The 24,097-nt window shown below is 43.0% G+C and carries 25 protein-coding genes and 1 pseudogene; 14 read left to right on the forward strand and 12 right to left on the reverse strand.

The window, feature by feature from the left end; translation table 11 throughout:
• Positions 1–91 precede the first annotated feature (91 nt).
• The 10 genes and pseudogenes from AC5JL3_RS15700 (at position 92) to AC5JL3_RS15745 (ending at position 10,512) form a co-directional block, all read left to right on the forward strand.
• Positions 92–451, forward strand: coding sequence for a pentapeptide repeat-containing protein (locus tag AC5JL3_RS15700; RefSeq protein WP_496075366.1), 360 nt, complete (start codon positions 92–94; stop codon positions 449–451).
• Positions 452–603: 152 nt separating this feature from the next.
• Positions 604–1,683, forward strand: a complete 1,080-nt coding sequence (locus AC5JL3_RS15705; RefSeq protein WP_496075367.1) for an AI-2E family transporter — start codon at positions 604–606, stop codon at positions 1,681–1,683.
• A 153-nt stretch (positions 1,684–1,836) separates the two neighbouring features.
• Positions 1,837–2,727, forward strand: a complete 891-nt coding sequence (locus AC5JL3_RS15710) for a DUF1206 domain-containing protein (protein WP_496075368.1) — start codon at positions 1,837–1,839, stop codon at positions 2,725–2,727.
• Between the two features lie 161 nt (positions 2,728–2,888).
• A pseudogene (locus tag AC5JL3_RS15715) lies at positions 2,889–4,154 on the forward strand (IS701 family transposase).
• A gap of 547 nt (positions 4,155–4,701) precedes the next feature.
• Positions 4,702–5,835 (forward strand): phosphate ABC transporter substrate-binding protein PstS, encoded by a 1,134-nt coding sequence (gene pstS, locus AC5JL3_RS15720; protein ID WP_496075369.1) that lies wholly within the window; start codon positions 4,702–4,704, stop codon positions 5,833–5,835.
• Between the two features lie 63 nt (positions 5,836–5,898).
• Positions 5,899–6,849, forward strand: a complete 951-nt coding sequence (pstC, locus tag AC5JL3_RS15725) for a phosphate ABC transporter permease subunit PstC (RefSeq protein ID WP_496075370.1) — start codon at positions 5,899–5,901, stop codon at positions 6,847–6,849.
• Positions 6,850–6,894: 45 nt separating this feature from the next.
• On the forward strand, positions 6,895–7,788 hold the full coding sequence (gene pstA / locus AC5JL3_RS15730) for a phosphate ABC transporter permease PstA (protein WP_496075371.1): 894 nt from the start codon (positions 6,895–6,897) through the stop codon (positions 7,786–7,788).
• A gap of 106 nt (positions 7,789–7,894) precedes the next feature.
• Positions 7,895–8,722: a phosphate ABC transporter ATP-binding protein PstB gene (gene pstB / locus AC5JL3_RS15735; RefSeq protein ID WP_496075372.1), complete on the forward strand. Its 828-nt coding sequence runs from the start codon at positions 7,895–7,897 to the stop codon at positions 8,720–8,722.
• Between the two features lie 376 nt (positions 8,723–9,098).
• A complete protein-coding gene (locus AC5JL3_RS15740) occupies positions 9,099–9,701 on the forward strand; it encodes an SH3 domain-containing protein (RefSeq protein WP_496075373.1) in 603 nt (200 codons plus the stop codon).
• A 157-nt stretch (positions 9,702–9,858) separates the two neighbouring features.
• A complete protein-coding gene (locus AC5JL3_RS15745) occupies positions 9,859–10,512 on the forward strand; it encodes a recombinase family protein (protein ID WP_496075374.1) in 654 nt (217 codons plus the stop codon).
• Positions 10,513–10,571: 59 nt separating this feature from the next.
• On the opposite strand, the gene AC5JL3_RS15750 is transcribed toward AC5JL3_RS15745, so the two are convergent.
• The 6 genes from AC5JL3_RS15750 to AC5JL3_RS15775 form a co-directional block, all read right to left on the reverse strand.
• Positions 10,572–10,841 carry a hypothetical protein gene (locus AC5JL3_RS15750; protein WP_496075375.1) on the reverse strand — a complete coding sequence of 90 codons (270 nt, stop codon included), beginning with the start codon at positions 10,839–10,841 and terminating at the stop codon, positions 10,572–10,574.
• A 121-nt stretch (positions 10,842–10,962) separates the two neighbouring features.
• The gene (locus AC5JL3_RS15755; protein ID WP_496075376.1) at positions 10,963–11,823 is read right to left on the reverse strand and encodes an SGNH/GDSL hydrolase family protein; all 861 of its coding nucleotides are present in this window, start codon (positions 11,821–11,823) and stop codon (positions 10,963–10,965) included.
• Positions 11,824–12,000: 177 nt separating this feature from the next.
• The gene (locus AC5JL3_RS15760) at positions 12,001–12,423 is read right to left on the reverse strand and encodes a hypothetical protein (RefSeq protein WP_496075377.1); all 423 of its coding nucleotides are present in this window, start codon (positions 12,421–12,423) and stop codon (positions 12,001–12,003) included.
• A gap of 125 nt (positions 12,424–12,548) precedes the next feature.
• Positions 12,549–13,106: a hypothetical protein gene (locus tag AC5JL3_RS15765; protein WP_496075378.1), complete on the reverse strand. Its 558-nt coding sequence runs from the start codon at positions 13,104–13,106 to the stop codon at positions 12,549–12,551.
• A 16-nt stretch (positions 13,107–13,122) separates the two neighbouring features.
• The gene (locus AC5JL3_RS15770) at positions 13,123–13,281 is read right to left on the reverse strand and encodes a hypothetical protein (protein WP_496075379.1); all 159 of its coding nucleotides are present in this window, start codon (positions 13,279–13,281) and stop codon (positions 13,123–13,125) included.
• Positions 13,282–13,519: 238 nt separating this feature from the next.
• Positions 13,520–13,993: a hypothetical protein gene (locus AC5JL3_RS15775; protein WP_496075380.1), complete on the reverse strand. Its 474-nt coding sequence runs from the start codon at positions 13,991–13,993 to the stop codon at positions 13,520–13,522.
• Positions 13,994–14,258: 265 nt separating this feature from the next.
• Here AC5JL3_RS15775 and AC5JL3_RS15780 point away from each other — a divergent pair, with 265 nt between their 5' ends.
• Entirely contained in the window at positions 14,259–14,807 is a 549-nt protein-coding gene (locus AC5JL3_RS15780) for a winged helix-turn-helix domain-containing protein (RefSeq protein ID WP_496075381.1), read from the forward strand.
• The gene (locus AC5JL3_RS15785; RefSeq protein WP_496075405.1) at positions 14,804–15,340 is read left to right on the forward strand and encodes an IS630 family transposase; all 537 of its coding nucleotides are present in this window, start codon (positions 14,804–14,806) and stop codon (positions 15,338–15,340) included. Before AC5JL3_RS15780 ends, AC5JL3_RS15785 begins: the two co-directional genes overlap by 4 nt.
• 615 nt (positions 15,341–15,955) lie before the next feature.
• Here the strand turns inward: AC5JL3_RS15785 and AC5JL3_RS15790 are convergent.
• Positions 15,956–17,266: a hypothetical protein gene (locus tag AC5JL3_RS15790; RefSeq protein WP_496075382.1), complete on the reverse strand. Its 1,311-nt coding sequence runs from the start codon at positions 17,264–17,266 to the stop codon at positions 15,956–15,958.
• Between the two features lie 337 nt (positions 17,267–17,603).
• Here AC5JL3_RS15790 and AC5JL3_RS15795 point away from each other — a divergent pair, with 337 nt between their 5' ends.
• Positions 17,604–18,200, forward strand: a complete 597-nt coding sequence (locus tag AC5JL3_RS15795) for a hypothetical protein (RefSeq protein WP_496075383.1) — start codon at positions 17,604–17,606, stop codon at positions 18,198–18,200.
• 678 nt (positions 18,201–18,878) lie between these two features.
• On the opposite strand, the gene AC5JL3_RS15800 is transcribed toward AC5JL3_RS15795, so the two are convergent.
• The 5 genes from AC5JL3_RS15800 to AC5JL3_RS15820 form a co-directional block, all read right to left on the reverse strand.
• Complete coding sequence (locus tag AC5JL3_RS15800) at positions 18,879–20,843, reverse strand: hypothetical protein (RefSeq protein WP_496075384.1); 1,965 nt, start codon at positions 20,841–20,843, stop codon at positions 18,879–18,881.
• Positions 20,844–21,585: 742 nt separating this feature from the next.
• On the reverse strand, positions 21,586–21,891 hold the full coding sequence (locus AC5JL3_RS15805) for a hypothetical protein (protein ID WP_496075385.1): 306 nt from the start codon (positions 21,889–21,891) through the stop codon (positions 21,586–21,588).
• Positions 21,892–21,954: 63 nt separating this feature from the next.
• Positions 21,955–22,236, reverse strand: a complete 282-nt coding sequence (locus AC5JL3_RS15810) for a hypothetical protein (RefSeq protein ID WP_496075386.1) — start codon at positions 22,234–22,236, stop codon at positions 21,955–21,957.
• Positions 22,237–22,475: 239 nt separating this feature from the next.
• Positions 22,476–22,775 (reverse strand): helix-turn-helix domain-containing protein, encoded by a 300-nt coding sequence (locus AC5JL3_RS15815; RefSeq protein ID WP_313929854.1) that lies wholly within the window; start codon positions 22,773–22,775, stop codon positions 22,476–22,478.
• A 618-nt stretch (positions 22,776–23,393) separates the two neighbouring features.
• Complete coding sequence (locus AC5JL3_RS15820; protein ID WP_192219063.1) at positions 23,394–23,738, reverse strand: helix-turn-helix domain-containing protein; 345 nt, start codon at positions 23,736–23,738, stop codon at positions 23,394–23,396.
• 134 nt (positions 23,739–23,872) lie between these two features.
• On the opposite strand from AC5JL3_RS15820, the gene AC5JL3_RS15825 reads away from it, so the two are divergent.
• Positions 23,873–24,025, forward strand: coding sequence for a hypothetical protein (locus AC5JL3_RS15825; RefSeq protein ID WP_496075387.1), 153 nt, complete (start codon positions 23,873–23,875; stop codon positions 24,023–24,025).
• Positions 24,026–24,097 lie beyond the last annotated feature (72 nt).

Raw genomic sequence — 24,097 nt, forward strand, 5'->3', positions numbered from 1 at the left:
CGGACTTAATTTTAGCTGCCTTGCGGCTGTTTAACTATCCTGGTACCCAAGCTTACATTAATGTGCAAACTATTCAATTGGAGCAGATGCTATGGATACTTTTGAACTTTTGAAGCTTTATGCAGCAGGAGAGCGAGATTTTCCAGAAACGAAACTGAGCAACGCAAACTTGGTTGGAGAAAATCTCAGTGGGATAAATTTAAGTCGCTCCATCCTTTGGTCAACAGACTTGACTAATACCATCCTTAAAAGGGCAAATCTAAGGCTGACATCCTTAGCTTGGTCAGATTTAAGTGGGGCAAATCTGAGCGGGGCAAACTTAAGCGGAGCAGACTTGAGTGGAGCCAACCTGCGTGGAGCAGACCTGCGTGGAGCAGATTTAAGTGGAACAATACTGATTCAGGTAAATCTATCTGGGGCAATAATGCCCGATGGGATAACCCAAAATTAGACTTAACTGAGTGCGAGAAAATTACCTCCTCCCCCGCTAACCTTATTAGCTAAGGTCGGGGATTCTAATATTACTTTTAAGATTTCCTGTGGCATTGGAAGCTTTGTTAACAAAGCACTTCAACAGGTTCGCATTCAAACGGAGCTAAAGTTGTGAGTCTAGGGAAATTGATTGGCTTGCTAGCCTTTGCCATTTCTCTTTATATTTTGTGGCAAATCCGGCAAGTCCTTTTGCTGGTCTTTGCTGCCGTAGTTTTTGCTGTCGTCTTGAACCGAGTTGTGCGACGGCTTCGGCGATCGGGTGCTAAACGAGGCATCGCGATCGCACTAACAGTTGTTACTTTACTGGTAATTTTAGTTGGTCTATTCGCATTAATTGGACCGTCTTTTATTGAGCAATCGCAACAACTAATCAGCCTTGCACCGACGTTTTTAGAGCAGTTGCGTAACCGATTAAACTCCTTGCAAACCCAAATTCCAGAGCAACTGTTAAATGTCCGTAACCTTGGTAATTTCATTCCCAGGCTTCAACCGTTGGTCACTCAGTTATTGGGTAATGTCTATACCTGGTTTTCCGACTTGCTGGGAATCCTACTCAACTTATTATTGGTTATAGTTCTGACGCTCATGCTACTCGTGAATCCCGCGCCATATCGACGAGGCTTAGTACTACTATTTCCTGCCTTTTATCGTCGGCGTGTTTATGAGATTCTCTCTGAGTGTGAAGCTAATCTAGTTGGCTGGATGAGTGCCACTCTTATTGATATGGCAGCTATTGCTTTTGTGAGCTTTATTGGTCTGTCAATTTTGGGAGTGCCACTACCGTTAGCGAATGCGCTCTTGGCAGGATTATTGGAGTTTGTCCCTAATATTGGACCCGTTTTGAGTGTATTTCCACCAATTGCGGTTGCCCTAATTGTTGCTCCCTGGAAAGCCCTGGCTGTACTGATTTTGTACATTCTGATTCAGCAGTTTGAGGCTTATCTTCTAGTGCCCTTCGTTATGAAGCAACATGTGTCTTTGCTGCCAGCCGTCACTTTGTTATCTGTGGTAATTTTTGGCACTTTTTTTGGCTTTTTAGGAATATTTCTTTCCGTGCCGTTAGTGATTGTCTCCAAAATTTGGCTAAAAGAAGTTTTGATTAAAGATATACTCAACACTTGGCACAAAGATAAAAAAGATAATTCTCTAAAAAATTCACCAACCCTTAATAGCAGAATGCGTAGTTCATAGTTTTTGCATTCACCATTATTAATATTACTGAACAGTTCAGGTGATTTTTGAAGGGTGAAGATAGCTCCACTTCACAAGTTTATCGACAACACAACTACAACGAGGATATTTCTAACTAATTGGAGGTTAGATACTCTGTCTTAAACAGAACGCATGAAAGGCTGGAATTCAGCAATTAAGAATGCTAAGAACTACTTAGAACCGATAGCGAATCTTGCAATTGCTAACCCTTGGGCAGAACGACTCTTTCGATTCGGCTATGCAGCTAAGGGAGTAGTCTACGCGATTGTCGGATGGCTAGCAGCTTCTGCCGCATTGGGTCCAGGCGGCAGAACGACTGGCACGCGGGGCGCTCTCCGCTCTCTGGTAAACCAACCATTTGGGCGAATCTTGCTCGGCTTCGTTGCAATTGGCTTATCAGGATATGTACTCTGGCGGCTTGTCCAGGCAATTATGGACACGGAGAATCAAGGCACAGACGCAAAGGCGATTATTGTGCGTCTCAGTTATGCAGGAAATGGCTTGATTTACGGTGGGCTAGCGGTAACTGCCGTGAAGATCATCTTCGGTGAAGTAGAGATTGATAATGGCTATGGCTCTATAGATTGGACAGCGCTATTGCTAGCTCAACCCTTGGGCCAGTGGTTAGTTGGAACAGTAGGGGCGATCGTAATTGGGCTAGGTTTCTACGAGTTCTATCAAGCCTATACTGCAAAATTCTGTCGAAAGTTCAATCTCAACGAGATGAGCGACACCGAAAAAACTTGGGCAACACGCATTGGCAGATTTGGTCTAGCTGCACGGGGGATTGTTTATAGCATTATTGGCTTCTTCTTAATTCAAGCGGCACGACTGTCTAAGTCTAACCAAGTCAGAGGATTAGAAGGAGCGTTAGATTTACTGGAACAACAACCCTATGGTCGCTGGCTATTGGGAATTGTGGCGCTTGGTCTGATTTCTTATGGTGTCTACTATATAGTTCAGTCGCGGTATCGACGGATTCATAGTACTGCCTGTCGTGCAAGGACAATCCAAAAGAGTTGACTCTCAGGGCTTCTCGCTTTTTCGGAGTATTTCTGCTACTTGCACATATCTCAGCTTGAACTGAATGAAGGAGAAGACTGGCTAGTGGTACTTAAACGAAAATAGAGAATAAAAACGATATAATTCCTGCATGGCAAGCATTTTACGTTAATGATTTACTCATGAAAGAGACAACTCCTGCCGCCATGCCCCCAAGATCGATAGATGGTGTAAACGCTTTGATGATATTTGGACACATCAAGCCCAAAAACGGGAGTTTAGGCACTATATCGGGGGATTATTAGGAGAAAGTCAACGAGAAAACCTGTCTCAAATGGCGGATAACGCAGTAGGAGTGACTTACCACCGATTACACCATTTTTTGACAGAAGCACCCTGGTCAGTCCAAGAGGTTAATGAGCGCCGCCTGGTTGTGATGAATCAGTGCTCTCAAACCCGAATCAGTAGAGGATTCACGTTAATTGTGGATGACTCAGGGCATAGAAAAAGTGGCAATTTCACGGCAGGAGTGGGACGGCAGTACATCGGAGAAATCGGGAAGACCGATAACGGGATAGTGATGGTAACAACACATCTATATGATGGTAAAAAAAGCCTGCCGTTAGATATAGAGTTATATCAACACTCTAATTCTTTACCTCAGGGGAAAGCAGATATTGAGTTCAAGAAAAAGCCAGAGCTAGCTTTAGAATTAATTGACCGAAGCTTGATGAGAGGATATCGACCCGGTATCCTGCTAATTGATGCTGGCTATGGAAATAACACAACGTTTCTGCTGTCACTGGAAAAAAGGAAATTGAAGTATCTAGGGGGATTAGCCAAAAACCGCAAAGTGATAATTGAAACCGAAGCAAATAAACTGCAAGAGATTCGTTTAGATAAATTAGCCCAGTCATTGCAGAGTGAAGCTTTTACCCCTGTCCAACTCAATTTAGATAAACCGAAAACTGTTTGGGTGGCAACTGTTGAAGTTGAACTATCACAGCTTGAAGGAACGAGAACAATTGCTATCGTCATGAATGCCTCAACCTTCCAAGAAGCCAGTGATATTGACTATTTTATTACCAACGTTGACTCATCCATTGCCACAGATGAGTGGATAGTAACCACTTATGGTCAAAGGAATTGGGTGGAAGTTTTTTATCGAGAAGCCAAGGGATGGCTAGGGCTTAAAGAATATCAAGTTAGAGATTCTCGTAGTCTACTCAGACATTTTATTCTTGTGTTTTGTGCCTATACATTTATTTTATGGCATACCTTAACTGGAGGATTAAGAAGGCGTTGGGCGAACAAACCCTTAAACACCTTTACTGATGCCTTAGAGGCATTTCGGACAGCGATGTCTTTCCGCGCAAGTGGAGTGGCTGACCCTTAATCGTGACGTGTTTGCTGCTTATAAAGCCAGTTTGGGTTTTATTTGGACTTAATTTTTGTTTAAGTCCCGCTAGTACCGCTTCGCGGAAGTCAAAAGTCAAAGTCAAAAGTCAAAAGACTTATATTGAAATCGTTCCAGCGGTTTTGAACGGTAGCTTTATTTCCGCAGTGATCTACTAGTTTAAATCTTTAATAATTAGTGGAAAATAAAGTATTAGTTATTAATATTAGATTAAGCTAGGTTTAAGTGATGGTAAAATATGAATAGTTGGCTTTCTTAGAAATTAATTAGGCAAATTATCTCCCTAACCTGGCTAAGAGATTAGTGTTTAGGTAAGCTCTATTTATAATTTAGAAACTAGGCAAATCTACTAAACAAAAATATTAGCAAAACTAAACTTTACAAATAAATCATTTGTAAACTTAGAACTATATCTTGATTTATATTAGAAACCCGCTAAATATTTAGATATCAAGTCAAGTTATAGAGCTGCTGTAAATAATGCAGCTCATCTCGTTTACAAATTAAATCTTTAATAGAAATAACGAGAGGATAACAGGACTTGAATTTGCATAGAAAAAAGTTTCAGGCTCCAAACCATGTTTCTGTATTCCCATCTATTTAATTCAAGTCGTATACTCACCTCAATTTCTGTCGTTGCTCTGTCAGCTGGTTTAGTAGCTTGCGGTCAACAGGAAGCTTCATCCCCTAATGCTGATGGAGGGAAACTCGCTCTTAATGAAAATGTATCACTAGTGGGCGCGGGTGCATCCTTTCCCACACCGCTATATCAGCGTTGGTTTCAAGAAATCAATCAGGACTATCCCAATCTACGGATCAACTATCAGTCAGTTGGAAGTGGTGCTGGTGTTGAGCAATTCACGACTGGCACTGTAGACTTTGGAGCCAGCGATGTTGCGATGACGGATGAAGAGATTCAGAAGGTAGAAAGGGGTGTTCTCTTGCTGCCAATGGCAGCGGGTAGCATTGTACTAACTTATAATCTTCCCAATGTCGAAAGTGGCTTGAAGCTACCACGAGAAGTTTATACAGGTATACTCCAGGGCCAAATCAAAAGTTGGAATAATCCCGCGATCGCGCAGGCTAATCCAGGAGTCCAACTGCCAAACCAACCCATCACCGTAGTACATCGTTCTGATGGAAGTGGTACCACGGGAGTCTTTACAAAACATCTCAGTGCTATCAGCCCAGAGTGGAAAAATCAGGTTGGAGAAGGCAAGACTGTAGACTGGCCAACTGGTGTAGGCGCGAAGGGGAATGAAGGTGTCACCGCCCAAGTCAAACAAACTCCAGGGGCAATTGGTTATGTCGAATACGGCTACGCCAAGCAAAATAATCTACCAGTTGCTGCGTTGGAAAATCAATCGGGAAACTTTATTGTACCGTCCGAAGAATCAGCATCCAAAACCCTTGAAGCAGTGGAACTACCTGCAAACTTCCGTGCCTTCATTTCCGATCCAAAAGGGGAAGAATCCTACCCAATCGTCACCTACACTTGGCTTCTCGCTTATGAGAACTACCCTGATGCGTCGAAAGCAAAGTCAATGGAAGCCATGATTGAATATGGTTTAACTGAAGGTCAGCGGTATAGTGCAGAGCTTGGGTATGTTCCTCTACCTCCAAGTGTTGTTGAAAAAGTTGCTGCTGCTGCCGACAAACTCAGCCCAGATTACAACATCACAGTCGATAAAGCTGCCGCTAGCAAATTATAGAACTGAAAACGTTTAATTCACTTCAGAAATGACGGCATCAACTCTATTTCCTTTAAGTCAATCATGACAACGCAAGTTACGAATGCACAAGATGCAGTTCCACCCCGCTCCCAGACGGAAAAATCACTAGATCGAGGCTTTGTCTGGCTAACTCGTATCTTGGCGTTGGCAGTTGCTGGGATTTTAATCTTTATCGCAGTAGAGGTTGGTCTTGAGGCTGTACCCGCCATCCGAGAATTTGGTTTAGGATTTCTAACCACTAGTGCCTGGAATCCCGTTGAAGATACTTACGGAGTGTTACCTATGATTTATGGGACACTCGTTAGTTCAGCAATTGGGCTACTTTTGGCGATACCTTTAGGCATTGGAACTGCGCTCTTTTTGAGCGAAGACTTTTTGCCAAGGTTCGTGCGGACACCGCTGGTATTCTTAGTGGAGCTTTTAGCGGCAATTCCTAGTGTTGTGTATGGTCTATGGGGGATTTTTGTCCTGATTCCCCTGCTTAAACCGATTGGAGCGTGGCTTCACAATAACCTGGGTTGGATTCCGCTTTTTAGAACACCTTACATCGGGCCAGGAATGCTTCCGGCTGGAATCATCTTGACGATTATGATTTTGCCAATCATTACGGCAATCTCCCGCGATTCCTTAGCTTCTCTTCCACCGGAACTCCGGCAAGCCTCACTCGGTTTGGGGGCAACACGCTGGGTAACGATTTTTCGGGTACTGATACCAGCAGCGTTCTCCGGCATTGTTGGGGGAATCATGCTAGCGCTAGGTCGTGCGATGGGGGAAACGATGGCGGTGACGATGCTCATCGGCAATTCCAATGACCTGAATATTTCCTTGCTAGCACCCGCAAATACGATCGCTTCTCTACTAGCTAATCAATTCGCCGAAGCGTCCGGTTTGCAAGTCGCCTCTCTGATGTATGCAGGACTAGTTCTGTTTGCGCTCACCCTAATTGTCAACATCTTGGCTGAGCTGATTGTTCGCAAAGTGAAGAAGTTCTAGCCGCCAAGACAAGCAAAACCCTGTTGTTATTTACTGTCTCGCCCTATGTCAAGTAGCCTTCGAGATCGATCCTCTTTTGGCTCCACTGCTAAAGGTCTGACTCGGTCTTATACGAGTTTGCGATCGCTGATTGGGATGGCAATGACCACAGTAGCAGGTGCCTGTCTAGTTATTACCCTTGTACCGTTGTTTGCAGTAATTACCTATGTCATCCGTAAGGGATTTAACCGCCTGAATTTAGACTTGTTTACCGAGTTGCCGCCAGCAGCAGGTTTAGAAGGAGGCGGCGTTGCTAATGCGATTGTTGGCACCCTAATTTTGGTGGGAATTGCTGCTCTCATCAGTGTTCCGATTGGTGTCTTGGGAGCCGTTTATCTCTCAGAGTTCAGCTCCGGTAAGATTGCTCGTTGGATAGGCTTCGCGACAAACATGCTCAGTGGCGTTCCTTCAATCATTGCGGGGATATTTGCCTATGGAACTATCGTAATTCTGACAGGAACCTTCTCAGCTGTCGCTGGCGGTGTGGCACTGGCAGTGCTGATGTTGCCGATTGTCGTGCGTACTACTCAAGAGGCGCTACAAATCGTTCCCCAAGAGGTCAGATGGGCATCTGTAGGGCTGGGAGCGTCTAATTACCAAACAGTGTTACGAGTCGTGCTACCGGCTGCTTTGCCCGCCATTGTCACAGGCGTAACTTTAGCTGTTGCTCGTGCGGCTGGAGAAACAGCACCTCTAATCTTCACGGCACTGAACTCGTTCTTCTGGCCCCAAGGGTTATGGCAGCCAACCCCCTCCTTGGCTGTTTTTGTCTACAACTTCGCGCAGAGTCCCTTTGAAGAGCAGCAGGAGCTAGCTTGGGCAGCCTCTTTACTCTTAGTGTTGTTGGTTCTACTAACTAGCGCTATTTCTCGCTGGGCAACTCGTAAAAGTATTTATTGAAAAGAGGTTGAGCTAGTTAGTAATAGTTCTGAACCTTGTAGGCGATCGCCAGCTAAACCACTTTGCTACTTTTCTGATACCCACTTAAAACTCTACCTCAACTCTTATGTCTTCTAATCAGCAAGCTGCCAGCCATAATCAGCTAACTTCCAATTCAACTGAAACAGTTTTGCGAACAGAAAACCTTGATATTTATTACGGCGATTTCAAAGCTGTTCAAGGTGTTTTTATAGAAATCCCTAAAAACCGCATTACTGCCTTAATCGGTCCTTCCGGTTGTGGCAAAAGCACCTTAATCCGCTGCTTTAACCGCCTCAATGATTTAATTGAGGGATTTCATATTAATGGCAAAGTTTATTATCGCCATCAAAACCTCTACGATAAAAGCATCGATCCAGTAGAGGTACGGCGCCGGATTGGGATGGTCTTCCAAAAGCCGAACCCCTTCCCAAAATCAATTTATGACAATATCGCTTATGGACTACGAGTTACTGGTCATAAAGGCAATCTGGATGAATTGGTAGAAACATCATTGCGACGAGCGGCTTTGTGGGATGAAGTCAAAGATAAGCTAAAAACAAATGGCTTGTCCCTATCGGGCGGACAACAGCAACGTCTGTGCATTGCTCGTGCGATCGCAACCAATCCTGATGTTGTTCTGATGGATGAACCCTGTGCCTCCCTCGACCCGATCTCGACGCTCAAAGTTGAAGAGTTAATGCACCAACTCAAAGAGCAGTACAGCATTGTGATTGTTACTCACAATATGCAGCAAGCAACACGGATAGCCGATATAACTGCCTTTTTCAATGCCCAGGAAACAGAAAAGGGAGGAAAAATGGGCTATCTGGTTGAGTACGGCCCAACCGAAATAATTTTCCAAAATCCGCAACAGGAAGCGACTAAAGACTATGTGAGCGGACGCTTTGGTTAAAGCTTGATTTGGAGTTAATATACTACAGTTGGATGATTAGCTATTTAAAAGTAATTATTGATAGTGCTTTATGGAATAAACTAGCGTTTAGTTCCAGTGAAACTACCGTTTATATTAAATATAAATCATCTAATATAAATATCATTTAAACACTTAAAGCTTATTAGAAACAGATCTATAACAAATTATTTAACTTGGCATTTAAGCTCTGACTATATCTTGTTCTTGATAAAAATATGTACCAGAATTGGATGTTAGGTAATCAATTTGGTACAAGCTTTTCAATCTTTTTTAAAAGAATGTTAAAGAGCAATAGATTTCAAATCATTGCACATATATTCCATTGATACCTTGTGAACGTTTAGGAGTTTTTATCATGAAACAGATGATTGATTGGCAAACATCTGTGGCGGTGACAGCCTCAATTGCGCTTGTTTGGACGGCTTTTCCCGTTTCCTCTACAGTCGCTAGTACAGCTACGCCACTGGAAATTCAGCCCTCTGCCCCAAGTCAAACATCAGTCCAAAACCAGGCTGAATATAAACTGGCACAAGCCTCGGACAACTGTCGCCGGGTTGACACTCGCAGCAGCAATCTGAATGTCCGCTCAAGCCCTGGTGGTACTATTATCGGCTCATTAACTGACAAAAGCCTTGTCAGTATCGAAAATACTGGCAGCAACGGTTGGGTAACGATTTCATCCCCTCGGCAAGGTTATGTGTTTGGAGCTTATCTCAATTTATGTGAACAACCAGTACCCCCTTCTGAAACAGCGACCTTATTAGATAACTGCCGCCAAGTTGGAGTGACGGGTAGTATTCGTGTCCGGGAAGAGGCCTCAATTAGCAGCCCAATCATTGGAACATTAGCTAATAGACAACGTGTCACAATTGTGAATCGTGGCGAAAATGGCTGGGTACCGATTTCAGAACCTGTGATGGGTTATATCTCTGGAGCTGATCTCAAATATTGTCCTTAGTTCCGCCTAAGTACTGATACCAACTTGCATTTCAACGTAGTAGATAGCAAGAGCAGGAGGAGCGAAGTGATCTATGCAGGTTTTTCTTGGGGGCGTTACCAGTTGACGAAATAACCTCTCAACTGTCACAATCAGGCATACCGTTAGAAGTTGACGGATGAAAAAGAAGATTTTGGCTAATCCGAAAGCTGTGGTTGTTTACCTGAGAGTTTTGACTGAGGAGCAAAGTAAATCTGGATTAGGATTAGAGGCACAACTAGCATCCTGTCAGAGGTTAATCGAGTCAGATAGTCTATCAAGCCTAGGAGTGTTTCAAGAGATCGTCAGCGGCTTGATCGACCCCAACGAGCGAACCGAGTTTGTCAAGGCGGTAACACTAGCTCAAGATAACGGTGCCTCGTTGCTCATTGCTAAGCTTGATCGATTAAGTCGCCAGGTCTTTTACATCAGCCGTTACCTAAATAACCCGTCTCATCCAAGGCTGATCATTGCCGATCGCCCTAATGCCAACGAATTTGAAATCAACATCATTGCCTCCCTAGCACAGGAAGAGAGACGGCTGATCTCAGAGCGTACTAAGGCAGCACTAGCTGAAAGAAAAAAACAGGGTGTGCAGCTCGGCAAGGTAGGCAGAGAGGCAAGGGCTAATAAAGCTAGAAAGTTAACTGAAGAAGCGATCGCCATAGCACGCGAATTGAAAGCACAAGGAATCAGCCTCAGTAAGATTGCTGAGACTTTGAATTCTCAAGGATTACTAACTAGTCGAGGTACGAACTGGAGTAAGCAAGCTTTGAGTAAACGGCTGAATTGATTCTGTGTGTCTTTACCAAATCTTGTCTAGTTGGAGCCATTTAAATAAAGTGCCTTTAATTAAGCTTCTGACAACCCAAAAATCGTCCCCGATTGGGGGTGCGGGGCGATAGCATAGGAAGATAAGCCTTTTTTGGCACTGGGTAGGGTGGTCATCTGAGTAATATCAGTGGTGACCACCCTTAAAACTTGCAAAAGTCCTGTAAACCACTGGATTTTTCCTCTCCCCCTGTCGGGAAGTTGCGGAATCCAACAGGTGGTGTAGCCGAGTTGTCCAAAGAGGGTAAGGGTTTCGAGTTCTAGGGCTTCTTCTAAGTCGGGGTGAAGCATCGAGATTTTAGATTGAGGGATTTAGGAGAGTTATTATGCTGCCATTGATTCATTAATCCCGTTGGCTAAAATTCCAAAAATTTTGTTGGCGTTGACGAGAAAATACTCTCCTAAGTCTGTCTCAAAAGACTAGGTTAATCTCCTGAATAAATTTTTGGGCAACCTTCTCGTAACCTTTCACGGTTAGATGCAGTTCATTTGCCCAATCTCCATCCTTAATTATTGCTCGTAAGTCAATGTAATGAACGTTGTTGTACTGGGATGCTATTTCAGCAAGCATATCGTTGAAGCTATCAATTAGAGTGCGAATAATTTCCTGTGCTTTGGTCACTTCATTGATTCGCTTTCTAGCAAACGCAGGTCGAAGCCAAGGCCCAACAAAATCAAAGCCTGCTACTCTAGCAACAGCTCTACCGTCTGGAATAGCATAACCATAACCATGTAAAAAGATATGGATATCAGGTGCAGCTTCTGTGGTCTTAGTAATCAGATCTTCAAAAATTTTTGGGAATATTTTACCCAAAATATAGTCTAGGTGGCTTTTACGAAGAAGCTCCAGTCCAGAATTGGCGTGATTTAAGAAGGATTCAAGTTCTGCTCCAGCTACGTCATTGCCACCACCAGAGAATAAGAAGAACTTGGGCTGATGTCTACGAATCAACTCAAGCGTTTTCTCAAATTGACTCTTTTCGGGTCGATAGTCCTTGTCATACTTTGTACCGTAAACCATGTTCTCCAGGGTGTCTCCTGCTCTAGCAACTCTCAAGAGATTAAATTTTCTTGAGAGATTAATCTGGTTAATTAGGTCTCCTTTAGTTGCATCTTCTAACCAGGAAGGAGCGTAATCAAACCAAGAATCTCCCTCAGCAATACCAGTTAGAGCACTGGGAAAGTTACTCTTACGCAATTCAAAGAAAAATTCATCTGAAGATTCTCTAATTTCTCTCTTTGTGTTCTCGGACAATTCTCGAACTGGTGGCATATTTATAACCTCAAAAATTAAGTCCTGTACTCAATGGAAAGATTAGCCAATGTTAGTCAAAAGAGAAGCTAGCTATAGACAGAATATTCCCTTTTCAATCTCGTTGTAATTGGCTGGCAATGTTAAGTTAGTCTATCGTTTCCCAATGTTTTGCCGCCCTGTGGTTGGCTGAATGTTTTATACTAGGCGATTGTCAGACATATCTTTCAAACTACCTGTAATAATCAACCCTAAGGTAATTAAGCCAGTTGCCACTGCTGAACCACACATGAAAGCTTGTGCCAACATTCCCCAATCATTCCACCTACCCAGCATTCCGAAGATCAGTAGAATAATGCACGCCAAACCATTGCTAATAATCCCGACCGTTACAACATTACCAATATCCTTACCTTCACCAAGGTCACGATAACCTAGAACATACCCCATACCCAACGTAAAATAAGCGGCTCCCAGTAATCGTATAAAAACGATCGCAGCCCCTGGATGGAGAAATCCTATCGCCATCAACCAAGATGGAGGGAACACAAGCAGCGGCAAACTCCAGAAGACAAACGTCAAGAGGATCTTGAATAGTAAAACTAACTTTAAAGCCTGCATCTTACTGCTCTCCACTGTACTTGATTAATACTCCCAACACCCCCTGGTTTGGGCTACCACAAACCTAATCCTTTACAAGCTTGCCTTCCGCAGGAGCAACCACTCATAGCTCATGTGTATGTTGACTAGATGCTCAGAATCAACTTAATCACAATAGAAGCCAAGACATACAGCAACCCCGTAAAGATAAGACTAAATTTGAAAACTGCACAGATGGCTGCTACTTGAGCCAAGGGTAAACTATCCTTTACCTCACCATATAGAAAAGGAAACAGGGTCAGGTTTTCGCTCGCATCTAATAGAGCGGCAACCCATTGCCCCCAGCCAATAACAACTCCTGTGCCGATCCAATCTGCATCAAAATTAGGCAACAACTTCGTCGCCCAAATACAGCCCAAACTCAAAGCCGTAGAGTAAACCGCCATAAACAGGAAATCAATCCATTGGAGCTTCTGAGCTTGTTCCAGAAAATTTTTAGCGCGCCAAGCCTTTACAATAGCCTTGGCATTCGCCGAGCTACCTGCAAACTCAAGCGAGATAATCCCATTAGGGACGACATCCTGGATATTCAAAGGCTTGCCAATCTTGCTCAGCTTCCACATCAGAAACAGAGTAGCTCCAACCAGCACTGGCAGCAGAACACTCGAAGTTCCAGTTGAAAAACTCTGAAAGGGGTGTCTCATAGCATCGTCCTGTGAATCAAAGTGTTGTTGAGCGCTCTATCAAGATCTTGGCAAGTGTATTTAACTTCTCATCTACCTCACTCCGTTCCAGATACTTGAGTGCTGCATTTTCAAGTTTTGCAATATTCTCTTTCCCAGCATTAAAAGCCGAAACATTCTCCACCAAGAGGGGCATTGACCTCTTTCCCTTGCTAAGAGGCGTTTTCAGCCCTTTTAGGAACCAGAAAATGTCTAAGTCCCATTAATAATACAAAATAATCTGAAACCCGTTCAGTTTGAGCTTCCTTTATAACCTTATTACTGAAGCAAAAATATGGCGATAAAGATGGTTTTAATTTTAAAGAATGGATGATTTTGGGAATATAGTTCGTAAGGATAAGCCTGACGACTGATAGTGGGAGATTTCCTCAAGCTTACACCCATCCAACTACCTCCTTGATTTGAGAAATTGCGATTTCCCGATCAATATGTGCTTTAGCCTTTGTGAGCGCCGTATCCACTTGCTTATACCAACGTTGTGACCGAAAGCAATGACCACTATCTGTCACTATCTCCCAGGTATAACGCTCACGGTCAATCACAAGCCAAAGCTCACAACAGCGGTAAGGAGATTGTGGAAATTTCAGCAATCCGATTTCTGCCAAAATGCTTAGCTTCATTCGTGAGCGTTCCAGACGTTTCAGCAGTTCCAGAAAACAATGGGCAGCACGTCTAGCTGCATCATGATTTGAGTAGCGGTAACGGTCGCGTGGCTCAAACTTGAAGTTCTCACTAGAGAGCAGAAATCGGAACTTACCAGCCGTATCCTCAACAAAGCTTACTCGCCAGTGAGTTTTTGGATACTGTACGCTGAAACCTTGAGGCTGAACCTTGACTGCTGCTGTCATCTAGAGTGTTGCTTGAAAAGAGCGTCCACCATCTTAACCTTAACGAGACTTCTCACCCGTTCCGTTGTTTGGCACAAAGCGCTCACACCTCACCTATTGGTACTTAGACATTTTCTCGCCCCTAAAGGGGCTGAAAAGCTTTCTGGCTAAGGGAAAAAGGTCAATGCTCTAAAAACGTCTGAAACCCTTGTGATACCAAATCCGAGTTGACTACCCCTTTTATTAGGAAGGATAATCTTCAAAAAGGCGATCGCGAACTGGAGACATGGTCAAAAAAGCGCATCTCCAACCTTACCTGACAAGCAGCGAACTGAAAGCCCGCTACCTCTGTTGCTCAGATCGAGTTGAATCACGTCGTTGGCATCTACTGTGGTTAGTGTCAAAACAGTGGACAATCCAGCAAGCATCTCTTGCCGTAGGATTGAACTATGATTACGCCAAGGACATAGTCAAGGCATACAATCAACAAGGGGAAGTGGCGATCGCAAATCGCCGCCGTCAGCGCACAGCCCCCCCATCCCACGCCTTGCTTAATACTGAGCAACTAGAAGAATTACGTTCAAGCCTAAAACAGCAACCAGAAGACAAAGGCATCTGGACTGGACCGAAGGTAGCCGATTGGATTGCCAAAAAGACAGGGCGAGAGAAAGTTTGGTCTCAAAGAGGATGGGACTACCTAAAGAAATGTCGTTATTCTGCTCAAAGACCACGTCCTCGTCACGCTAAAGCCGACCCAGAAGCACAACAAGAGTTTAAAAAAAACTGCACGAAAGAGTTAGAGAACTGCAACAAAAATTTCCGGATGCGGTCATAGAAGTCTGGTCATTCGATGAACATCGTGTAGGACTCAAACCGATTCTGCGTCGAGTCTGGGCACCGATAGGAGAAAGACCCATAGCTACTGTCTATCACCGCTATGAATGGTTATATCTTTTTTGTTTTGTACATCCCAAAACTGGGCAAACCGAGTGGTTCATTATCCCTAGAGTTAACATTGATTGGTTCAACTTAGTTTTAGAGTCTTTTGCCAAAGCTATCGGGACAGGAAAAAACAAAATTATCTTGTTAGTCATTGACCGAGCGGGATGGCACATGAGCGAGAAAGTGATTGTACCAGAAGGGATATATCTGGAACCTCTGCCTGCTTATTCTCCGGAGTGGCAACCGGCTGAACGGCTGTGGCAACTGTCAGATGAACCTTTAGCTAACAAGAGCTTTGAAACACTTGATGAATTAGAACAAGTTCTAGCCGAACGCTGTTGTATCGTCTCACAAATGCCCTCTAAGGTACAAGCACTTACTAACTATCATTGGTGGCCTGATCCAGAAGCGTTAGAGACTGGATAATTGAACACACTTAATAGGCAATTAAGCCTCTAGCTGTGTGTTAACTTCATACTCTTACTCGGATTACAGCTTCTGTACAAAGAAGTTCATGACAGTGTGTTTTTTTCTTTTCAAGAAACTTTATTTATTGAGAATTAATAACTTTTAACCTTGTTTGTCAACGGGGTTTGAGCTACTTCCATTTTTGCGATCGCATTGAGGGAGATTATCCTTCCTGATAAAGGGGGTAGTCAACCCGGATTTGGTATGAATACTAGATTTATGCATTTTGAGCTGAATGAATTTCCCAGTCTGGGTTTGAAGCCATTTTTGCCTCAGTTTTTATCTAAGTCCCAAAGCTAGTTTAGGCTTTGTTTGGGCTTGATATTTGTTTAAGTCCCGTTAACAGCTTCTTGAAAATTTGGATGGTGAGCGGGAGAGAATATTAGCCTGTGAGGAACGGTTCAATATTATGCAACAGAACCTTGAACGCCTTTTGCAATATTTGGAAAATCGTTATCCAGGTAATGGTAGTGGTAGCAATGACTAAAGGCTTTGCTGTTTAGCGATCGCCTTTCACCTGTTCCCCACCCTCTTTAGTGGGGAACACTAAGCCAAGTTTTCTTAAACATCGCTTTAACCTTCATTCTTAACAGCACTAAGAGCTTCACTAGTTAAGACTAGCGCACTCTTAATTTCCGCTCTCATTGCTTTAGCTTTCGTCCGAATCCCCTCCGCTTGTTGTTGTAACTGCGTTACGTGTGTATTGATTTGATTGATGTAATTCAACGATGACTGTATTTGCTGCATCTGAGCTTCTATTGCTCTAGCATCAAGTTTCGAGTTGAACGCTTGTTGGGTGGCTAATTGCTGTCGCACGATAAGGAACTGAATCGCAACGGCAAGTAGCTCGTGTGTGGTCGCTACCCAGATTCCATACTCACATTCTCCCAATGCCCATATACCGATTTCCTGCGCCAATCCCTCTTGAGAGGAACTCAGGAAAATTGCTGTATTTGCTTGATGTATCGCCATTGCTTTGGTTAAGCGCTTGGAAATCAATTGCCGACCCCAACGTTCAGAAGGGCGGTTTCTCGCTTCAATGATGATGGAAATCTCTATTGTCGCTATCGAGTTGGCAGTGAGCTTGAGGAGAATATCACCCGGTCGGTTTTCTTTAGCGACATAATGTACTTCAGCTCCACAGACCTTTGACCAATCCTGAAGTTCCACAACAACAGCTTCTTCATAAGTGTTACCTTTGGCAAGCGTTTGCTCTAGTACTGATGCCGTAACGGCTTTGTCTCGAATCTCACGAGCAAGTTTGTCTACTTCCTCTGCTAAAGGTTTGACGGCTTCACTGACAACACTGCTTACCGTTTGAGCTAAAGTCCCCTTGTCTGTACTCACATTCTTTATGGCTGTGTCGAATGCACCTTGAATCGAATCAGAAAGTTTCGGGTTGAGTAAATCCCGAATAGTTTTAAGAGCGTTACCAAGAACAGAAGTTTCCTTAGAAGGATCGATATCTTGTGCTAGGAGAGTTCGGATACTATCGACCTGCATGGTAAGGACAGTTGCTGTCTGGTCTATCTGGGTCTTAAGAGGTGCCAAGACTTGACCATTTTCCGCACCGATTTGACTCACCAACTCCTGCTCGAAGGACTGGGCAATTCCTCTGACGGCTTGTTGAAATTCAACCAATAGAGATTGCATCCGTTGTTCGACAAAGGCTGTATCTTGACGGGCTTGAACAAATTGTCGGCAGGCAAAACCCATCTCAAAAATCCCTACAAGAGCCGCTTCTTGTTGTAAGTAAGGGAGTTGTCTCAAGTATTGTGCTGCTTCTGGATGACGGATTTCTAGGTCACGAATCAGGATATGGTCGTCGATAATCTCGACAGTAGTGGGAGGTTGATTACCGTTAGGAGTAAAGATAAAGGTCATAAAACTAGGTATAGTGTTGCAGCTATCAACTCAAAGAGAAGGCTTAGACAAAGAATCTTTTACTAACGATAAAGCCATCTCAAAAGCTGAAGATGCTACTAATCGAACGCCTGTTCTCCTGACAGGATTTTGATGAGAGGGATTGACAGGATCGTTCGCTTTGAGTAGGTTCTCCTGATAGCTAGCTACTCAAGCTTGATGGCTTTTCTCTAAGTGCAAAAGATAAATTGTCAAGGGCTATTGCGTAAGCCTGTTGTCATGACAGGAAAGATTGGTCTTATTACACACGCAGAGGCATTGTTTAAGGTAGCCAGTTAATTCCTGCCGACTTCAAACAATGGCTACCAATAAACCTCAAGTTCTTGCCTATTTACATACTCCCGTTTATGAGCGTTTAGCCGAGTTCAAGCAGGAGCATGGCATTCAATCTTTGTCACGAGCTGTAGAAATAGTTCTTTGCGACTACTTTGGGATAAAAGCACAAGGGGTTTTGCTTCCTGTTGGTTTGGAAAAATCGAGAAACTGTACCAATAAAGATGAAATCAGTTTGGAGATGAAAGTAGCCGTTTTATCTTTAAAGTATGAGTACCTGCGCGACGCACTAGCTAAACTAGCCAACGAACCGAACACAACACTTCAACAATTAAGTACTACAACCTCCTCTGTACTAACTCAACCTAATCAAATAGAGTTCAAGCCAGCAGACAGGACATCACTGCCATCTTCTTTCGTGCTACCTAAAGGATTGTCAACTGAGGTTGTGAAGAAAGGGTTAACTGGAACCGCCTTGGCTAAAAGACTCAAATCCTCTTCTTCAACTGTTAGTAATAAACGGTCGAAACCTGATTTTAGTGAGTGGTCAATGGCATTAGACCAAGATGGTATTGCTTGGGAATATCGTTCTGCTACTCGGAAATTTCATCCCCTTGAATGAAAAAATAAATAGTGAAATGTTGGCTAGACTGTCAAGGATTAGTAGTAACAATACTAAATAGCTGTTTATTTTTGCTTCAACTCAGAAGAAACAGAAAAGAGAGAGGGAGCTGAAACAACGGAAACTCATTGAGTACGAGTTCGTACTGAAAAAAGTACGAAGCTAGGAGCTGTAAGTTTCGTGAAACGACCGTCTACTATGGATTATAAGGTTTTTGACGCTTATGTTTACATAAAACTCTATTCCATGAAGTTTTATATGAAGAGCATAATTTCGTACTTTTTTACTTTGGTGCTGTTTTAGTCACTCACTAATACTATACAGAAATTCTTAGTTTTAAACCAGCACCTCACACTCGAATTAACTAACTACATTAATTAGCTATAGGTTATCTCTCGTCATTCAGTAAATAATTTAGTACCTAGCAACCAGTTAAGAACGAGCAACTCCGCTAAATCGTCTTTACTTACTTTGAATAAATTCGTTTTTTTAGCTAGATTCAAAATAATATTTTGAATTATACGAATATTTTAATGGTTGAGCAAATAATTAGGAGCTTTAGAAGTAGTTACTGACTTTTAACAAAATATATCAATTTGATAAAAAGAACTTTACCTATTCAAGGTAGAGTTCTTTTTATCAAGACTTCTTCAACATCGAAAAATTAATTCCGGTTCTTTAATCATCTTCATTCTCGTTCTCTTCTTCCCACCAGTTATCCGAGAAGTTATTAAGCCGATCTAATGTGGTCATAATCTGCTTAGCGTATTCGTCTCCCTGTGTCTCGCTGTGTCCCATCAGTTCGGCTAAAGCTTTTGTATCACCTTTAAGCTTACGTATGTGCTTGGCAGCAATATGACGAAGTGCATGAGGATGAGTGTAGTACGGCACGCCATATAAGGCTGTTGTGGCTTTGGCAATAGCTCCCGTAACTAGTGACCACAAATCGATTATCGTGAAAGGCTTTCCAAAGCTCTGAGGATGGCTCTTTCCTATCATAAAAAACAAGCTATTGTGTTCTTCTAAATTAGCTTTGGCAGAAGACCAAGCCTCAATTCGGTGTTCCAGACCAAGCAACCCTGTTTCTAAGTTTTCTATGTACTTCTGTATGTCCTTCACTTTTGTCTCGGTATATCCCTGTTTAGCCATCTCAATGCGTTGTTGGAGCCGCTCAACATCCTCTATCTCATGATTAAAAAACTCCAACCAATTTTCTAAAGTTTGTACTGCCTCAACAGCTTTTGGTCGCCAAATGTCAACCCAAGCATCTAAATCAGCCGTAAGAATACTTGGCAGCTTGTATTTTCGATCCCTACCCGTCCTACTCTTGTTTTTGTGTTGAGTAATTTTGGCTTCATAATAGGGATGGCCTTTTTCATCTATTTTTCGGAATAAAGTTTCTCCAAGTTTAAATTGCCTTATCTCTTGTTGTCTTACAGGTAAGAAGACCAAGATTTTGACGATGAGGTAGATTTCCCAGCTCCAAACAATTGCTAAGGTGGAGCGTTTTTCATTTTTTACACGTTTTCCAGTGAGACGACTGACTCTACCAGAATTCTCCGCACAGCAATCCCGCAAATATTGAATTACTTCTCTTAATTGACTATGGGTTAATTCCTTCTTCTCCCACTTTGACTGCAAGTATTGCCTTCTCTCATTTTTATACTCCTCGCTACAATAGCTTTGAAAACCTTGTAATTCCATAATTAGGTCAATATCTGACCAGTTACGTCGTTCGGATTTGTTGTAATTGAGCCACTTAGCAACAGCAATAGCAACACCAAGCATCATTACACCGCTTGAATGATAGCATTTTCGTTCTTCAACTAACCAAGAAAGGTAGTATTCTAAAAGTTCTATATCCGTTATTAAGTCCAACTTCAGTGTTTCGCTTGAGTGACCTTCAATATGAACACACCAGCCAAAGAAACGGGTAATACCACCTAACTCTTTTTTAAGAGTTAGTTCATTAATTGTTGTTATTTTAGGTTTTTTATACTGCTGTTTACTTCTCCAGCTAGCTTCCGTTCTTACTTTTTTACCTCCCGTTAGGCGGAACTCTTTATACTCCTCAAGTTGCTTAATTAGGTGAGGAGGAAACTTTTCTAGAGGTAGCCCATAATCCTCTCCTTGTGGGCGAGTTTCTTTTTCCACTTTCTTTGGACGCGGTGGAATGAATTGAGGCATTTGTTGCGGAAACAGTTCTTTCCACCAAATCTGTTGGGGTAAGTACTCACCAAATCGCCCTACAGCCGAGCGATAGTTATGTTTGGTACTTCGTTGAACCCGTCCTAATGCTACTGCCGCTTCAAACTCTTGGTCAAAGGCATTAAGTAGACAAGCTTTTAAATTTTCTTTCGGCGATGGGGGAGAAATCTCTAGATTTTCCTCCTTACTGGAGTTTTTTTCAGTAAATTTCTCCAAGTGTTCCATCAACTTTTGTAGCGTCAAATTGTCACAAAGCTTAGCAAATTCGTTTGGCTTCATGTCTCTAGTTTTGAACCCTAAAACTTCTAAAACATAAAGCTTGAAAGCAATTCTCAGGTACTTTGATAGATTGGGGTTTTGAATATGCTTCTCCCATTTGTAAAACAAGGACGCTAGGGTGTGCTTGTCTTGCTCTGTTATAGAATCTGGCTTCATCAACGGCTCCTTTGACGATTAACTAGTCGGGTTGTTGTGCCTCGTTTCCTCTTCCTCCAATTACCGCTCTGCCTTGATATAGCCTTGAAGAACTTCTGTTATTGCAACAGAATATTTCCTCTATTTCTAGATTTTTAAATCTAAAACATAGAAGAATTACCTGCCAAAAGTTTCGGCAGAATTCCACAAGTTTGGAAATATAGCAATAGTCAAAAATCTTAGGACAACAATTCACAAAGGTGCTGTTTAAGGCATCTATTGCCAACTTGTCCTAACAGCTTTGGCGACTGCTATAACCCTCTTTTGTCAAACTGAGGTGAAAGATTGAAGAATTTTCGTGGGCAGAGACAACGTAAACTCCTCAAATTTCCCAAAAGTGACAGAACAGGGATAATTTGCATCCACTCAATCAAGAGTCAGACGTTAGTCTCGCCAAGTAAAAATAGTTTGACACAAATAGTTAAAAATAGTAAGTACAGCTCTTCGCCTGTAGTATTTCTATATAATTCGTGAACAGAACTGACCTCAACCCTGCTCCTTGTAAAGTTCAGTTTTTCACGTCTTAGATACAAACCCGATATATAGCTAAAATTTGACGGCTAACCAGTTCTGAGTCATTTGAGGTAGATCTGAGTGATTCAAATCTGCACACCTCAACGAAAGCTAGCGCTAACAAGGCATTAGCTCAATGGCTTTAACGTTATAAATCGACTGTCTCTTGCTGATCGGGTTCGCTGTTAGCCTAAAATCTAGTTCCTGGCTCTTGACACCATTGTCGAATCTGCTCCGGTGTCAATTGGTGAGCATTTTTCCATAGCACATGAATCTCTGCTAACTTGCGGCAGTGTTTTTCCGCACATTCCCGATAGCCAGTCGCCGTGCGATCACAGAAAAAATGTTCCACACTGCTAACCGACAGACCTAAGATAACTGCCAACTCCCCATAAGACAATTCATCATAGATTTGCAAAAACTCAAGAGGAGAAAGGGGTGTGGGGTAATGCTTATAGGCTTCGAGTAACGTCCACTGGTGCTGCGTTGGGTACATTGGCTATTCCTGTCTTTGTTGCAAGCCTGTTCCTTGTTGAGTGAATTGACCATTTAGAAATGGCTACATCATTAGTAAGGCATCATCCTCAAATAGCCAGTCACACAAAATTCCTAGTTCCTTACGTGAATCGCTTTGCGGGTCGAGTAAGAGCAAGTAATGGTATCCAGTTGCCTGTACGGTAGCGCTAGCGGCATACACATAACCAACCACACGTCCGAAGTCGCCTGAAGGGACTTTGCCAAACTTCAATGTTTGATCAAGCTGAAATTTCGGCAGCGGGAGTTGGGCAGGCAGGGTTGGAAGCAACGAAACTTCTGGGACACTTATTTTCTCGCTGAACATAAGGAAAGCTCCTGATGAGTTACTGCCATGCAAATTGCATGAGGGGAGTTGATCACCGATAAACGTACACTTTTAAGTGCTTTATGCAGACGCAAGATACTGTAAGAACTCGATGTTCCTGTTCTTTGTACGCAAAAGCTTGGGTGAATGTATTGCTGTTGAATCGGATTGAATAACCCTGCACTCACGATATAGCCATCCTTGCAAAGACTGCAAGAAAAACTTGCAATGGTTGCAAACTATTTTTGGTATCTGCGCCGGGGTTTCGCCTCAAAAATCTCGCGCAGATGCTTAGGTTCGTTTTCAAACTGAGTCCAGAAAGCATGGATCTCTGCCAGCCGCCGTTGATCGTCTTCACTCGGTTCTATGCGGTGAACTCCCCTAGAAAACCAATGATTGACCGTACTGAGGCTTTTGCCACAAAGTTTCGCCAGTTCTTCACGCGACACATCCCACAGGGACAAAAACTCTTCAGGAGTCATTTGGAGAGACTGATAGCTTTCCCATATCTCCCAGTGTCTCCGTGTAGGTACTCTCACCACAATCCTTCCCTAACTCCCGCTTGCAACCATTGCAATAATTTTAGGTTGAAGGCGGAGTATAATACAATGTAATGCTAGGGCTTATCTATATAGTTTGGGGAGCAATTGCGACCACGGCAATCTCAAATGCAAGAACTCAGCTATATAGTTGCCTTCCACTAGCCTAGAGCTTGGAATTCAAGCCGTACAGGATAGTGAGGGCACAAGTGACATCCCCTTTCATGCAATCACGCTCCTGACCTATACGATTGAATTTGTAGTGAGAGAAAAAACGGCTTGTGCAACAATACAAAATCCTTAAAGCATTAAGCTGAAAATATTGCCGTCACGCACTAACGATATCTACTTGAATCATGGCATGAAGAGGAGATGGGACACTTACCGAACCCATCCTGGTCATTCGCCGACTTAAAAGTCAAGAGAGAGGGTCAAAAGCTAGTTTTAGAGGATTTCCAGTTCGTGCAACGGCTGCTCAAACTGAAAAAGAAAAGATCTACGAAGAAGCGATCGCGTAGCAAGGGCAAATCAACTAAAAACTCGCAAACTTCCGCGCTTTCATTCGCTGGCTAAGGTTACGGGGCTTCCAGCTTCCGAGGTGTTTCAGGTGATTCAGTTTCATGAAACCGTGGCAGCTTGATGTTCGTACTCCTTTTCGGATGCGGAGTACTTAGTTCCCGGTACCTGCTTGGACTTCAACTGAGAAGCTGCCATTGCAATTAACTCGCATAATTCCTCCTGATCCATCTGAGTTAGTGTCAGCTGCCAGCAGAAGCGGTGGTATACATCAGGCGGCAATGAGTTCACTACTTGCTCAAAATTCCCCAAAGTTATTTCTCTCTTTCCGTTGCGGAACTCAGAAAGCTGTGATTCAGAAAGTCCAGATAACTCTGCAAGCTTCTTGCCACTCAATTTGGATTCCTTAACCGCTAAAAAAAAGGCTTCTCTTAGTTTCCGTTTCATGGAAATATCTTAGCCACAAAATTAACGTCTGTGGTAATTTTCAACATATTATATTTACGAGCTTGGTAATTTCCCTAAAACTAGTAAGGGAAACCAGGCAAAACCATACTAACACCCATATCAGAGAGCTTTCTATGAACTACCCCGTTCCTAATCTAGCCTGGGACTGCACCGAAATTTGGCACGAGCACCAGCAGTTCTCAGCAGAGATTGAGCTGTTACTGAAGTATTGCAGCATCAAAGGTGCGACACCTTTAGACGGCTCTCTAGCACTGCCAAAGAGCTAAAAACTAAAAAATCAGCCGAACCTTCAGAGCTTTAGAAAGCACGACGGAGTAAGTTCATCGATTACACTCACC

Source organism: Symplocastrum torsivum, from assembly GCF_059505465.1.